This is a genomic window from Amycolatopsis jejuensis (assembly GCF_000717335.1).
Classification (GTDB): domain Bacteria; phylum Actinomycetota; class Actinomycetes; order Mycobacteriales; family Pseudonocardiaceae; genus Amycolatopsis; species Amycolatopsis jejuensis.
In genome coordinates this window covers 115,830-128,411 of record NZ_JNYZ01000016.1, presented here as the reverse complement: position 1 = coordinate 128,411, position 12,582 = coordinate 115,830, and the positions used below count along the sequence as shown (strand labels likewise).

12 protein-coding genes are annotated in these 12,582 nt (G+C 66.6%); 4 read left to right on the top strand and 8 right to left on the bottom strand.

Going from position 1 to position 12,582, the window contains the following annotated elements:
* The first annotated feature begins 27 nt into the window (after positions 1-27).
* Entirely contained in the window at positions 28-480 is a 453-nt protein-coding gene (locus OO71_RS23290; protein WP_033291979.1) for a GNAT family N-acetyltransferase, read from the top strand.
* A 143-nt stretch (positions 481-623) separates the two neighbouring features.
* Positions 624-1,895, top strand: coding sequence for a DUF222 domain-containing protein (locus OO71_RS23285; RefSeq protein WP_051792003.1), 1,272 nt, complete (start codon positions 624-626; stop codon positions 1,893-1,895).
* A gap of 5 nt (positions 1,896-1,900) precedes the next feature.
* On the opposite strand, the gene mnmA is transcribed toward OO71_RS23285, so the two are convergent.
* The 3 genes from mnmA to OO71_RS23270 form a co-directional block, all read right to left on the bottom strand.
* A complete protein-coding gene (mnmA, locus tag OO71_RS23280; protein WP_033291978.1) occupies positions 1,901-2,995 on the bottom strand; it encodes a tRNA 2-thiouridine(34) synthase MnmA in 1,095 nt (364 codons plus the stop codon).
* Between the two features lie 3 nt (positions 2,996-2,998).
* Complete coding sequence (locus tag OO71_RS23275) at positions 2,999-4,195, bottom strand: cysteine desulfurase family protein (protein ID WP_033291977.1); 1,197 nt, start codon at positions 4,193-4,195, stop codon at positions 2,999-3,001.
* A gap of 64 nt (positions 4,196-4,259) precedes the next feature.
* The gene (locus tag OO71_RS23270) at positions 4,260-5,624 is read right to left on the bottom strand and encodes an MFS transporter (RefSeq protein ID WP_033291976.1); all 1,365 of its coding nucleotides are present in this window, start codon (positions 5,622-5,624) and stop codon (positions 4,260-4,262) included.
* A 278-nt stretch (positions 5,625-5,902) separates the two neighbouring features.
* Here OO71_RS23270 and OO71_RS23265 point away from each other — a divergent pair, with 278 nt between their 5' ends.
* On the top strand, positions 5,903-6,808 hold the full coding sequence (locus OO71_RS23265) for an NADP-dependent oxidoreductase (RefSeq protein WP_033291975.1): 906 nt from the start codon (positions 5,903-5,905) through the stop codon (positions 6,806-6,808).
* Positions 6,809-7,311: 503 nt separating this feature from the next.
* Here OO71_RS23265 and OO71_RS23260 read toward each other — a convergent pair.
* The 4 genes from OO71_RS23260 to OO71_RS23245 all read right to left on the bottom strand — a co-directional run bounded on the left by OO71_RS23260 (position 7,312) and on the right by OO71_RS23245 (position 11,054).
* Positions 7,312-8,208: a lysophospholipid acyltransferase family protein gene (locus tag OO71_RS23260; RefSeq protein WP_051791991.1), complete on the bottom strand. Its 897-nt coding sequence runs from the start codon at positions 8,206-8,208 to the stop codon at positions 7,312-7,314.
* Positions 8,205-8,987: a GNAT family N-acetyltransferase gene (locus tag OO71_RS23255; RefSeq protein WP_033291974.1), complete on the bottom strand. Its 783-nt coding sequence runs from the start codon at positions 8,985-8,987 to the stop codon at positions 8,205-8,207. The genes OO71_RS23260 and OO71_RS23255 overlap by 4 nt, the downstream gene beginning before the upstream one ends.
* A gap of 293 nt (positions 8,988-9,280) precedes the next feature.
* A complete protein-coding gene (locus OO71_RS23250) occupies positions 9,281-10,240 on the bottom strand; it encodes an electron transfer flavoprotein subunit alpha/FixB family protein (RefSeq protein ID WP_033291973.1) in 960 nt (319 codons plus the stop codon).
* A 28-nt stretch (positions 10,241-10,268) separates the two neighbouring features.
* Complete coding sequence (locus tag OO71_RS23245) at positions 10,269-11,054, bottom strand: electron transfer flavoprotein subunit beta/FixA family protein (protein WP_033291972.1); 786 nt, start codon at positions 11,052-11,054, stop codon at positions 10,269-10,271.
* 243 nt (positions 11,055-11,297) lie between these two features.
* Here OO71_RS23245 and OO71_RS23240 point away from each other — a divergent pair, with 243 nt between their 5' ends.
* A complete protein-coding gene (locus tag OO71_RS23240; protein WP_033291971.1) occupies positions 11,298-12,137 on the top strand; it encodes a DegV family protein in 840 nt (279 codons plus the stop codon).
* Here OO71_RS23240 and OO71_RS23235 read toward each other — a convergent pair.
* Entirely contained in the window at positions 12,115-12,546 is a 432-nt protein-coding gene (locus tag OO71_RS23235) for a hypothetical protein (protein WP_033291970.1), read from the bottom strand. The two genes, OO71_RS23240 and OO71_RS23235, sit on opposite strands and share 23 nt — an antisense overlap.
* Positions 12,547-12,582: the final 36 nt, after the last annotated feature.

Below are 12,582 nucleotides of genomic sequence, written 5' to 3'. Positions count from 1 at the left end.
CGTCGATGGATCGGCATACTGATCATCATGCCTTCACTCCCGGTGCGCCAAGCTCGCCGCAGAGACGTCGAAGCGATCGTGCGAATGCTTGCCGATGACCAACTCGGCGCAACACGCGACTCACCGGACGACCTCGAACCGTACTTGCAAGCGTTCGAAACCATTGCCTCAGACCAAAATCAGCTGCTTGTCGTCGCGACCTCCGAAGACCAGCCCGTGGCAACGCTGCAGCTCACGATCATCCCCGGGCTCGCACGCGGCGGGGCACTTCGTGGCCAGATCGAGGCCGTACGGGTCCGCCGAGATCACTGCGGCGCCGGATTGGGCGCGGAGCTGGTGCAGTGGGCCATCGACGAATCGCGGCGACGCGGCTGCAAGCTGGTTCAGCTCACATCGGACACGACGCGGGCAGCAGCACATCGCCTCTACGAACGATTAGGCTTCACCCCAAGTCACACGGGTTTCAAGCTGCGGCTTTGATCCCTCCTTCCATGCAGCTTGCGCAACCCTGCTCACCTGCCACCGTGCCAGATCGACGCTCCGATGCCAACTGCAGCCCGCACGAGGGGGCCATTCGCTCAATTTAGCTGACAGTGTTCGCATCGATGCGTATCGTGACGTCCATGAGTAACACTCTTCCACCGGCGAATCACGCCGACCAGACCAACACCACCGAAACCGCCGACCTCGCCTTCCTTCTTCGCACTATGCACGCAGATCTCGATCTTTTCGAGCGCTTGCAAGCAGATCAGCTCGTCGCGGTCACGGAGGATGCCGGTCGCCAGATCGCTCGCCTGCAAGCGCTGCAGCTGCATTGCCTGGCAGGCCTGCGAAGACGAAGATCGGACCCGAGCGAGCTCGCTTCCGAACTCGCACTTGCCTTGCATATCACCGACAATCGCGCCGGCGCGATGATCTCTGCTGCGGATGCTCTGGCCCGCCGCCTGCCAAGGACCTTCCGGCTGATGGACAGCGGCCAGCTCGACCTCTACCGGGCCATGAAAGTCACCGACGGCACCAACTGGCTTTCCGATCACCATGCCCGGCTCGTCGACGTCCTGCTCGAGCAACGCCTGGCGGACAAGAATCCGATCCAGATCCGCAAGGCAACTGCTTACGCTGCAATGAAAACCGATCCGGACGGTGCGGCCAATCGGATGGCTCAGCGACGGGGCGAGCGGCATGTCGCGCTCCGGCAGCAAGATGAGAGCACTTCTCAGCTGTCCGTCGAAAACGCCCCGACGGACAAGGCGACAGCGGCGTACCAACGTATCGACAAGATCGCCCGATCTCTCAAAACCGACGGCGAGAAGCGTACCCTGGACCAAATTCGTGCTGATGTCGCAATCGACCTCTTACTCAGCGGTAAGGGCGGCACCCCGGAACAAGCCGAGGTGTACCTGTATGTCGATCTGCAGACATACCTCGGTCTCAACAACGATCCCGGCGAACTGGCGGGACACGGCCACATCCCGGCAGAGCTGGCACGCCACATCGCAACCGGTCCCGATACAACCGTGCGACGGGTCATCACCGATCCGTTGACCGGGCAGGTCATCGAGGTCGGCAAGTTCCGGTACCGGCCGAGCATCGATGTCGACGAGTTCGTCCGAGTCCGCGACCGTGAGTGCCGCCAACCCGGATGCCCTCGTCCGGCTCTGAACTGCGTCACCGAACCGACTGGTCCCGACCCAGCAGACGCCGACTCGACGTTGAGCTACTGCATTCGCCATCGACGTCTGAAGGATCGGTATGACTGGGAATACAAGGTCCGGAAAGACGGGAAACTTGTCGTCACGACGCCGACCGGCCAGGAGGTCGAAAGCACGCCTCCGCCGTTACACGATCCGCGCCCCATACCCGAACACCCTGGACAGGAACGGATGGGCGCGTAAGGAGATCAGCGCGTGCCGGAGATCTTCGCACTCCCGAGCACGAGGTCGCCAGCCTCGTCATCTCGCCGATAGAGGACTACAACTTGTCCCGGCGCCACCCCGCGCAACGGTTCCCGCAGCTGGATGGAGACCTGCCCGCCTTCGCCGACCTCGGCGATAGCCTCGGCAATACCTCCGTGCGCGCGGACCTGCACCGTGCATTCGGTCGGCCCCTCAAGAGCTCGTCCGCTCGGCCAGATGGCCCGATCTGCATCAATGGCTTCCACACCGAGGTCCGCCGACGACCCAACCTTCACCGTGCCCGAAACAGGCTCGAGCGAAAGGACATAACGAGGCCGCCCATCTGCGGCCGGAGCATCGATGCCCAGCCCTTTCCGCTGCCCAACGGTGAACCCGTGTACGCCGGTGTGGCGGCCGAGCACAGCGCCGGTCTCAGCGTCGACGAGCTCACCCGGACGCTCACCAAGCCGCTTCTCCAAGAACTTCTTGGTGTCGCCGTCGGGGATGAAACAGATGTCGTGGCTGTCCGGCTTCCTCGCAACGGACAGACCCCGCTCCTCCGCTTCAGCTCGGACGTCCGATTTCCATGTGTCGCCCAGCGGAAACATCGCACGACGGAGCTGCTCTGGCTGCAATGAAGCCAGAACGTACGACTGGTCCTTACCTTCGTCCGCGCTCCGGCGAAGCTCCAACTCGCCATCGACAGTCGCTAGACGTGCATAGTGACCCGTCGCAACGGCATCGAACCCGAGAGCGAGAGCCTTCTCGAGCAGCGCCTCGAACTTGATCTTCTCGTTGCAAGTCACGCAAGGATTCGGTGTGCGGCCCGCGGCGTACTCGCCGACGAACGTCTCAACGACCTCCTCGGTGAAACGCTCCGCGAAATCCCAGATGTAGAAAGGGATACCGAGAATGTCCGCAGCCCGCCGCGCGTCATGCGAATCCTCGATCGTGCAGCAGCCTCGGGAGCCCATCCGCAACGTGCCAGGCTGGGCCGAGAGGGCCAGATGCACGCCGACGACATCGTGCCCGGCGTCAACCGCGCGAGCGGCAGCGACGGCCGAATCGACTCCTCCGCTCATTGCGGCCAATACCCGCATCAGTTACACCTCTTGCTTCTGCGTCTGTTTGCGCATGCCGGCCAGACCGGCCTGTCGGGCGCGGGTGACAACACCGCCGATCTCGCGGGCGAGCGTGTTCACATCATCCAGGGTGGACGTATGGCCGAGCGAGAAACGGAGCGAGCCTCGGGCCGCAGCGGCGTCTGCACCCATCGCGAGGAGAACGTGGCTTGGCTCTGCAACACCGGCCGTGCATGCCGAGCCAGTGGAGCATTCGATGCCTTTGGCGTCCAGGAGCATCAGAAGGCTGTCACCTGCGCAGCCGGGGAAGGTGAAGTGAGCATGGCTCGGCAAGCGATCGCTGTCGCGGCCATTGAGGATTGCGTCGGGAATCTCGCGCTGGACAGCAGCAACGAGTTCATCGCGCAGCTTCTCGACGCGCGCGACATACTCCGCACGACCGGTCGTCGCTGCGTGTACTGCCGCAGCAAAGCCCGCGATTGCGGGGACGTCGAGGGTGCCGGAGCGCACGCTGCGTTCCTGGCCGCCGCCGTGGAGGACCGGCACGCAGGAAGTGTCGCGGTCGAGAAGAAGAGCGCCGACGCCATACGGGCCGCCGAGTTTGTGACCGGTCAAGGTGAGCGCGGCCGCGCCGGACGTGGCGAAGTCCACGGGGATGGCGCCGACCGATTGCACCGCATCGGTGTGCAGCGGGATCTCGTACTCATTGCACACCGCGGAGAGAGCGGCGATCGGATTGATCGTGCCGACCTCGTTGTTTGCCCACATCACCGTTGCGAGGGCGACGGTCTCCGGCTCCGACTCGATCGCGGCGCGAAGCGTTTCCGGAGAAACGCGGCCCTGATCGTCCACCTCGAGCCAGGTGATCTCGGCACCCGAATGCTGCTCGAGCCATTCGACGGTGTCCAGCACAGCATGGTGCTCAACAGTGCTGCAGAGGACGCGGCGCCGAGCCGGGTCTTCGGCTTTGCGAGCCCAGAAGATGCCCTTGACCGCGAGGTTGTCACTCTCCGTACCGCCGCCGGTGAAGATCACCTCCGACGGACGCGCGCCCAAGGCGGCGGCGATCACTTCGCGTGACTCTTCGACGGCTCGGCGAGCTCGACGGCCCGAAGAGTGCAGCGCAGAGGCGTTGCCCACGGTGGACAAAGCCTCGGTCATCGCCGCCACGGCTTCGGGCAGCATCGGAGTGGTTGCCGCATGGTCGAGATAGGTCATCGCCCTATCAGGGTAGACCGCTGCGGCCTGTGACGAAGCTCGCCCCGGGCCGCGGAGAGGCCTGTCACACCTGCTTGGGCCACCTGCTGGTGAGACCGACGCCCAGCACCGCGAGCGCGACCAGGGCGATGCTGAGCAGACCCATCGCGGATGCAGGCTGTGCGGCGGACGCCACCACGACCAGGAGGACCCCGCCGAGGCCGATGAGCAGGGCCGATCCGACCCAGTCTGCGAGCTGCACGGCCGAGGTATTGAACCCGCGTTCACCCTCTGGTGAGTAGCGCAGCAGGAGGACGGAAATCGCGGGCATCGCGATCCCCATACCGGCGCCGCCGACCGCGCAGACGGCGAAGGCGACCCACGCGGGGAACCACGGTTGGGCGACGAAACCGAACCCGATCAAACCCACGGCGACCAGGGCGAAGCCGGTACGCAGCGACGCCTCGCGTGACCAATCGAGGAACCGGCCTTGGAGCGCGGACGCGGCGGACCAGCCCAGGGCGGTGATGGTCAGCGGAAGTCCGGCGAGTGCCGGACTGTAGCCGTGGACGGCGGTCATGGTCAGCGGGAGGTACGCCTCCATCCCGGCATATGCACCAGCGATCAAGGCGCGTGACGCGACCACTGTGGGCAAGCCTGGGCGGGAGGTCAAGGTGCCGGCGGGCAGGAGCTTCCGCAACGCAACGGCGAGCGCGACAAGTCCTAGGGCGCCGTATGCGACAGCGGTCGGCGAGGGATGTTGAGCAGCCCAGCTCAGCGCGGCCACGCCCAATGCGACGACAACAGCAGCGACGACTCCAGCTCGCCGACCGGCAGCGAGCGGGACGTGGGTCGGCAAACGGCGAATCACGACGAAAAGGAGGGCGACCCCGACAACGACCAGGGGCACCAGGCCGAGGAACACCCATCGCCAGCCGATTGTGACGGTCACCAAGCCGGCGACGGACGGACCGATAACGGCAGGCAGGACCCAGGCCGCGGCGTTTGCGGCGTAGATGACGGGACGCTCGCGGTCGGTGAAGGTCAACGCGATCAGGAGGGAAACGGACACCAGCAGGAGTCCCGAACCGAAGCCTTGCAGTGCACGGCCGGCCAGGAGCATCGGCATGGTGCTCGCTGTGCCCGCGACGATCAGGCCCGCGGCGAACAGCGCCGGACCAATCAGGAGCGCCGGCGCAGGGCCGCGGCGGTCGCCCATTCGCCCGGACAGCACGGTCGCGATGACGCTTGCCACCAGAAACGTCGTGAACGGCCATGAGTAAAGCGCGAGTCCGTGGAGGTCGGCGACGAGGGTCGGCATTGCGGTGGCGACGCCCATGTTTTCGAAGGCCACCAACGTGACCACGAGCAACAGACCGACGGTGACGAGACGATGGTCGCGGCTCCACAGGACGCTTCTTCGGGGCTGCGTTTCGACGGCCTGGCTCATGCCTGCGAGCCTGCAACCTCCAGTCCGGTGGAGGTCAAGTCCGCGTGTCAGGAACCTGTCATTCCAATCCGTAGCCATGCATGGGGAAGCGGACAGGATGCTAAAGGCCGCTGGCCGGAAATCGGCGACGAGGGATCCCAATGTCGCCCCAATACTGGAACGAATCCCTCGGGTGCACGCGTCTTGACCCCGGCAGTTCGGAATGCGCCGGAGTGCGGTTGGCTTGAAATTGGAGGAGCGGAACGCCAGTGCGGAACCTAAGGAGCGTGCAAACCGAGATGCGAGCCATCACTCTTGCCGAATATGGCGGGCCCGAAGTGCTGCAGCTGAACGACGTCCCGGTGCCTGAGCCTGGGCCCGGGCAGGTGCGGGTCGCGGTGCGGCGGGCGGGCGTCAACCCGATCGACTGGAAGATCCGTTCGGGAGCCATGGCGGGCGGCGCTGCCCTCGAGAAGCCGCAGATTCCAGGTCTTGAGGTCTCCGGAGTCGTCGATGCAGCTGGTGATGGGGCCGAGTTGAGCGTCGGAGACGAAGTGTTCGGGTGGTCGGCGACCGGCCCGTACGCGGAGTTCGCGCTCGGCGGAACACTGATTCGCAAGCCTGCGGACCTGTCGTGGGACGACGCGGTGGCGTTGCCGGTGGCTGGCGAAACGGCGTTGCGCGTGTTGCGTCTGCTTGACGTGAAGGCAGGTGAGCTGCTGGTCATCCATGGCGCGAGTGGCGCTGTGGGGCGATTAGCGACACAGATCGCAGTCGCGCGGGGTGTGACGGTGATCGGTTCGGCTGGTCAACGGAATCTCGATGAGGTGAAAGAACTGGGCGCGATTCCGGTGCGTTACGGCGATGGGTGGGCTGAGCGAGTCCGGGAAGTGGCGGATCGACCGGTCGACGCGGTATTCGACACGTCGGGTCATGGCGTATTACCGGAATCAGTCGAATTACGCGGGTCTGCGGACCGCGTGGTGACCATCGCCGACGCGGCCGCATTCGAGCTCGGGCTGCCCTTTTCTTCCGGCGGGCAGGAAGGGCAAACGACCGAGGTTCTGCACGAGATTCTCAGCCAGGTACGGGGTGGACTGCGGATCGCGCAGGGGAAGAGTTACCCATTGGCGGAAGCCGCTGCGGCCCAGGAGGAGAGCCAAGGTGGGCACCCTGGCGGGAAGCTGACTATTGCCGTTTCCTGACTACTGTGGTCCGGCTAAGGTTGATCGTGTTCGCGCCGGTCGGTTGATCCCGGCGGGGCCGGTCCGTGGCGGCTGGGCCTGGGTGTTGCCGCTCAGCGGCTAGGACCTGGCTGACGGCGGTTGCCGCTGAGCGGCGAGGATCCTGGGCGGGTGATTCCGGGGCGGTCGGTCTCAGCTGCCCTCGGGCCGCTGTGGATCGTCGACCTCGGTTGGGGCCTGCCTTTGCTACGGCTAGCTTCGATCGCCCCACGGGTTCGATCGCTGTTGGTTCGATGGCCGTCGGTCTCGATGGCGGTCGGTCTCGATGGCCGCCAGTTCCATCGCCGTCGGTCTCGATGGCCGCCAGTTCCATCGCCGTCGGTCTCGATGGCCGCCAGTTCCATCGCCGTCGGTCTCGATGGCAGCCCGCGGGGACGGCCGCACGACGACGAACGCGACCGACCCGAGGCGTCGCCGAAAAACGGCAACTCCTCCCAGCGCCAGCCTGACCAGGCATTCCGACGTCAGTGCATCACCGAGTGGGAGGAGGAAGTCGAACGGTCGACCCGGACCCGGACCCGGCGACGGCGTTGCGGCGGGATGCGGACCGTGCCGAGGGCCGAGTGGACCGCGGATTCGGCGAGGGCCGCGAGCGAGTGGCGGTCGTCCGCTCGGCCGGGAGCGATCTCGGGGCATACGTGCACCTCAAGGACCAGACCACGTAGTGCGGCGACCCGGCGCAGGGACGCGATGAGCGACTCCGGGCCGATGAACGCGGGCTGGCTGGTCTCGCGGCCGTCGGCCAGGCGGTATCGCAATGCGATCGGGCGGACCGGGACGCCGCCGTCGATGGCGGCCTGGAACGTCGCCGTGGTGAAGCGGCCGGACGCCAGGCCGCACCAGGTCGTGCCTTCGGGGGTGACGTTGACGAGAGCGCCGGCGCGGAGGCTGTCGGCCAGGCGAGACATGGTGTCCGGCAGGGTGCGCAAGCGATTGCGGTCCAGGAAGATGCTGCCGCCGCGGCGGACGAGGGTTCCCAGCACCGGCCAGGAGGCGATTTCGCTCTTCGCGAGCGCACGCATCGGGCGCAGCGCGTTGATGGCGATGATGTCCAGCCACGAGATGTGGTTGTTGACCACGAGGGCGCCTCGGCCGGCTGGGGCGGAGAGGAAGTCCGCGCCGCCCACGACGGACAAGCGCACGCCGAATGCCCTCAGGACCGAGCGGAAAATCCGGCGTAGCAAGCGTTCCCGGCTTCGGCCACGGACCACGAGCAACGCAGGTATGATCAACAGCGCAGTGAAGACCACCGAGGCTGCTGCGGTGTAACGCAAGATCCTGCGGGGCAGGGCGACAGTTGGCGCGCCTTCCGTCAGGCAGGCGTCGCCGCATGGAGACGTCGGCATCCAGGCGTGGCTCATGCCTGCACTCCAAGGAAGAACTTCAGGTAACGCTCGTCGACCTGTTGGAGGTCGAGGAGGACGAAGAAGTCGGCGACGCCGAAGTCCGCGTCGAGTGCGGGCGGGCCGCAGACCTTGGCGCCGAGCCGCACGTAACCCTTGATCAGCGGTGGCAGCATCGCCCGGTCGGGGCGCGGGATCTCCCCCGGCTCCCAAGGGTTCAGCGGTGACACGTGCAGTGACTCGTCCGCGTGATGCTTGGTACGCAACACATCCCAGACGCCTGCCGCGTAGCTTCCGCCTTCGGTCAGCGGAACCGAGGCGCAACCGGCGAGGTAGCGGTGGCCGGACAGCAGCATGTAGCGCGCAATTCCCGCCCACACGAGGCTCACGACGGCGCCGCTGCGGTGGTCCGGGTGGACGCAGGATCGTCCGGTCTCCACGAGCGACGGCCGCAGCGTGGCGAGTGCGGTCAGGTCGAATTCGCTGTCGGAATAGAGTTTTCCGGCCTGCGCGGCGCGTTCCGGCGGAAGCATGCGGTAGCAGCCGACGATCTCGCCGGTGTTGTCGTCGCGGACGACGAGATGGTCGCAGAACTCGTCGAAGTAGTCGACGTCCCGGCCGGGTTCCGGGGAATGCAGCCGCGCCCCCATCTCCTCGGCGAATACCCGGTACCGCAGCTTCTGCGCGGCAACCACTTCGTCGTTTCCATGGGCGACGAGAAGCGAATACCGCGGCGCGCCGGCCGGGAGGTCGGCACCCGCCTGATCAGTGCTGACGAGGAGCTGTGACGACGTCATGGTCAAGGTGTACCTGCCACCATGAAACCGCGGAGAGTGCCAATCGATGACCGATCAGTGCACGTTGAGTTAATTGCCGGTTCTCAGGTTCTTCTCAGGCTGTGGAGACGCTGCCGAATCCACCTTTGAACACGGTCGCCGAGAGGAGGCCAAAGCGATTCCGAGCGCTGGAGGGTCGACCGCCAAGATGCCGGAGCTGCCCCGAACGCTCGAGAGCCGACCCCGGTCGGAAGGCCCGAATACGCGAAAGGCCGCCGCAAGCCAAGCACGCGGCGGCCTTCCGAAGGGAAACGTCAGCCCTTGCGCTTCTCCACAGCCTCGGTCAGCTGCGGCGCGACGTTGAACAGGTCACCCACCACCCCGAAGTCGGCGATCTCGAAGATCGGCGCCTCGGCGTCCTTGTTGACGGCGATGATCGTCTTCGACGTCTGCATGCCGGCGCGGTGCTGGATCGCGCCGGAAATGCCGAGCGCGATGTACAGCTGTGGCGACACCGTCTTGCCGGTCTGGCCGACCTGGAACTGCGCCGGGTAGTACCCGGAGTCGACGGCTGCGCGGGACGCGCCGACGGCCGCGCCGAGCGAGTCGGCCAGCTTCTCGACGACGTCGAACTTCTCCGCCGACCCGACGCCGCGGCCACCGGACACGACGATCGATGCCTCGGTCAGCTCCGGACGGTCGCCGCCCACCACCGGCTCGATGCCGGTGATCTTGGCCGACTTCGCCGGGTCCTGCGCCGGGATCTCGACGGTCTCCTCGGCCGCCGCGCCATCGGCGGCCTCAGCCTCGACGGCACCCGGGCGCACCGAGATGACCGGCGCACCCTTGGCGACCTTGGCCTTCACCGAGAACGCGCCACCGAAGATGGACTGGTCCACGCTGCCGTCGGAGTTGACGTCGACCGCGTCGTAAAGCAGACCCGAGCCCATCCGCAGCGCGACCCGCGCGGCGACCTCTTTGCCCTCGGCGCTGGCGGCGACGAGCACCGCGGCCGGGGACACCTGCTCGGCAAGCTTCGCGAGCACGTCCACCTTCGGGGTGACCAGGTAGCCGGAGGCGTCGTCACCCTCTGCGACGTACACCTTCGCCGCGCCGTGGCCGGCAAGCGCTTCCTTGGCCTTCGCCGCGGTCCCGGTCGGGCCCACCACGACGGCGGACGGCTCACCCAGGGCGCGCGCCGCGGTCAGCAGCTCGAGCGTGACCTTCTTGACATCGCCGTCGACATGGTCGACGAGGACGAGTACTTCAGCCATTTTCCGGAATCCTCCTCGAAACCGTGTCTCAGATGAGCTTCTGCGCGACCAGGTACTCGGCGACCTTCGAGCCGCCGTCGCCCTCGTCCTCGACCTTCTCGCCCGCGGTGCGCGGCGGCTTCGGCAAGGCCTCGACGACCGTCGACCACGCGTTGGCGAGACCGACCTCGCCCGCGTCGATGCCCAGGTCGGCGATGGTCAGCGTCTCGACCGGCTTCTTCTTCGCGGCCATGATGCCCTTGAACGACGGGTACCGCGGCTCGTTGATCTTCTCGCTCACGCTCACCAGCGCAGGCAGGTTCGCCTCGAGGTGGGTAATGCCGTCCTCGGTCTCGCGGTCGGCCTTCACGGCGGTGCCCTCGACGTTCAGCTGACGCACATAGGTCAGCTGCGGCAGGCCGAGCAGCTCGGCCACGATCGCGGGCACGGCGGCGCCGCGGCCGTCGGACGCCTCGTTGCCGGCCAGGATCAGGTCGAAGCCCTCGACCTTGCCGATCGCGGCGGCGATGACCTTCGCGGTGGCGATCGCGTCGGAGCCGTGCAGCGCCTCGTCGGACACGTGGATGGCCTTGTCGGCGCCCATCGAAAGCGCTTTGCGGATCGCGTCGGTCGCGCGGTCCGGGCCGACCGAGATCACGGTGACCTCGCCCTCGCCCGCTTCCTTGATCTTGAGGGCCTCTTCGACGGCCTTCTCGTTGATCTCGTCGAGCACGGCGTCGGCGGATTCGCGGTCAAGGGTGTTGTCGGAACCGGAGAGCTTCCGCTCCGAATAGGTGTCCGGTACCTGCTTGACCAGGACAACGATGTTCGTCATGGGTCTTCTTCGACCTCCCGGTTGGGGCCGGCTCTCGGCCGCGGGACAGTGCTCTACTGGGCGGTAGATTAGGGCCATTCCGGCGGCAAAACCTCGCGAGGTGACGGCATTCACCTGGATGAGCAATCTAATGGGACCATCGTCCCGGTACTCGGCCGGTTAGCCCGACCAGTTCGCCGCTCGCCCGATCGGAGCAACGGTCGCCTACTGGCTGTAGGCCGGCAGGGATTACGCTCCGGCAGCATGTCCGCGCACATCGCCGTAGTCACCGACTCGACCTCGTGCCTGCCCGGGAAGCTCGCCGCCCAGTGGGGAATCGGCGTCGTCCAGGTCCAGCTGCACGTCGGGGGGCACACCGACGACGAGCACCGGTTCGACCGCGGCGAACTCATCCAGACCATGCGGTCCGGTACGTCGGTCACCACCTCCCCGCCCGACCCGGGCGCCTTCTTCTGGACCTATCAAGACGCGGCCGCTTCGGGCGCGTCGGCGATCGTGAGCCTGCACATCTCCGGACGGCTTTCGCAGACCGTGGAAGCCGCCCGGGAAGCCGCCCAGCAGGTCCGGATTCCCGTGCACATCCTCGACAGCGGGACGGCCAGCATGAGCCTCGGGTACGCAGCGGTGTCGGCGGCGCGCGTCGCCGGCGCCGGCGGGAAGCTCGGGCGCGTGCTCGATGCCGCTGAACGGCGAGTACGCAGCGCGACCGAATTGATCTACGTCGACACGCTCGAGTACTTGCGGCGATCGGGACGGATCGGTGCCGCCCAGTCGATGCTGGGCAGCGCGTTCTCGATCAAGCCGCTGCTCACTGTCCGCAACGGCCAGGTGAGCCCGCTCGCGCGAGTGCCCGGAACCAAACGGGCGATGAACCGGCTCGTCGACCTCGCGGTGAAGGCAGCGGGCGACCAGCGCGTCGACCTCGCGGTGACCCGTTTCGGCTCGGACGAGAACGAGGTCGTCCGGCGGCTGAAGGAGCGGATCCCGGGCGCGGAAGAGATCATGGTGGGCGACGCGAGCACTGTGATCGGCGCGCACGTCGGCCCGGGTGCGCTCAGCATCACGGTGTCGCCGCTGAACTGACCACGTCTCGCCGCCCAGGGACGAGAAGCGTGACGAGCGGCAGCGCCACGGTCAACGCCAGCCCGCCGACGATGAGCACCTGGTCGAGCTGCGGAAAGTGCCCGACGTGGCCTGCGTGGTAGATGAGGTGCGGCACGGCGAACAGCAGCGCCGCGCCCGACACCAGACGCGCGACCATTGTGGTGCCCGTCACTGCGGCGCCGACCAGCATCGCGCCGAGCGCCAGGCTGAGACCGCCGAAATCGATGATGAAGTGCTCGTTGTAGGGGCCGTCCATGGACACCCAGCCATGCCGGAAACCGGGAAAGTCCAGGTAGAAGCCCATCGGGTCGAGCAGCGGCCAGAGTCCCTGCACCAGGGTGTAGAGGCCGAGCAGAGTCAGGATGATGCGCGTGATCGTCCGTTGCATACGGCAGGAACGAGACAGCCGCGCGGAACGTGACAC

What these genes read in the sequence shown, in the direction of transcription:
- OO71_RS23285 (WP_051792003.1), top strand. Translation starts at nt 624, where the DNA reads ATGAGTAACACTCTTCCACCGGCGAATCACGCCGACCAGACCAACACC.
- OO71_RS23260 (WP_051791991.1), bottom strand. Translation starts at nt 8,208, where the DNA reads ATGAGCCACGCCTGGATGCCGACGTCTCCATGCGGCGACGCCTGCCTG.
- OO71_RS23250 (WP_033291973.1), bottom strand. Translation starts at nt 10,240, where the DNA reads ATGGCTGAAGTACTCGTCCTCGTCGACCATGTCGACGGCGATGTCAAG.
- mnmA (WP_033291978.1), bottom strand. Translation starts at nt 2,995, where the DNA reads ATGCGGGTATTGGCCGCAATGAGCGGAGGAGTCGATTCGGCCGTCGCT.
- OO71_RS23270 (WP_033291976.1), bottom strand. Translation starts at nt 5,624, where the DNA reads ATGAGCCAGGCCGTCGAAACGCAGCCCCGAAGAAGCGTCCTGTGGAGC.
- OO71_RS23245 (WP_033291972.1), bottom strand. Translation starts at nt 11,054, where the DNA reads ATGACGAACATCGTTGTCCTGGTCAAGCAGGTACCGGACACCTATTCG.
- OO71_RS23265 (WP_033291975.1), top strand. Translation starts at nt 5,903, where the DNA reads ATGCGAGCCATCACTCTTGCCGAATATGGCGGGCCCGAAGTGCTGCAG.
- OO71_RS23275 (WP_033291977.1), bottom strand. Translation starts at nt 4,195, where the DNA reads ATGACCTATCTCGACCATGCGGCAACCACTCCGATGCTGCCCGAAGCC.
- OO71_RS23290 (WP_033291979.1), top strand. Translation starts at nt 28, where the DNA reads ATGCCTTCACTCCCGGTGCGCCAAGCTCGCCGCAGAGACGTCGAAGCG.
- OO71_RS23235 (WP_033291970.1), bottom strand. Translation starts at nt 12,546, where the DNA reads ATGCAACGGACGATCACGCGCATCATCCTGACTCTGCTCGGCCTCTAC.
- OO71_RS23240 (WP_033291971.1), top strand. Translation starts at nt 11,298, where the DNA reads ATGTCCGCGCACATCGCCGTAGTCACCGACTCGACCTCGTGCCTGCCC.
- OO71_RS23255 (WP_033291974.1), bottom strand. Translation starts at nt 8,987, where the DNA reads ATGACGTCGTCACAGCTCCTCGTCAGCACTGATCAGGCGGGTGCCGAC.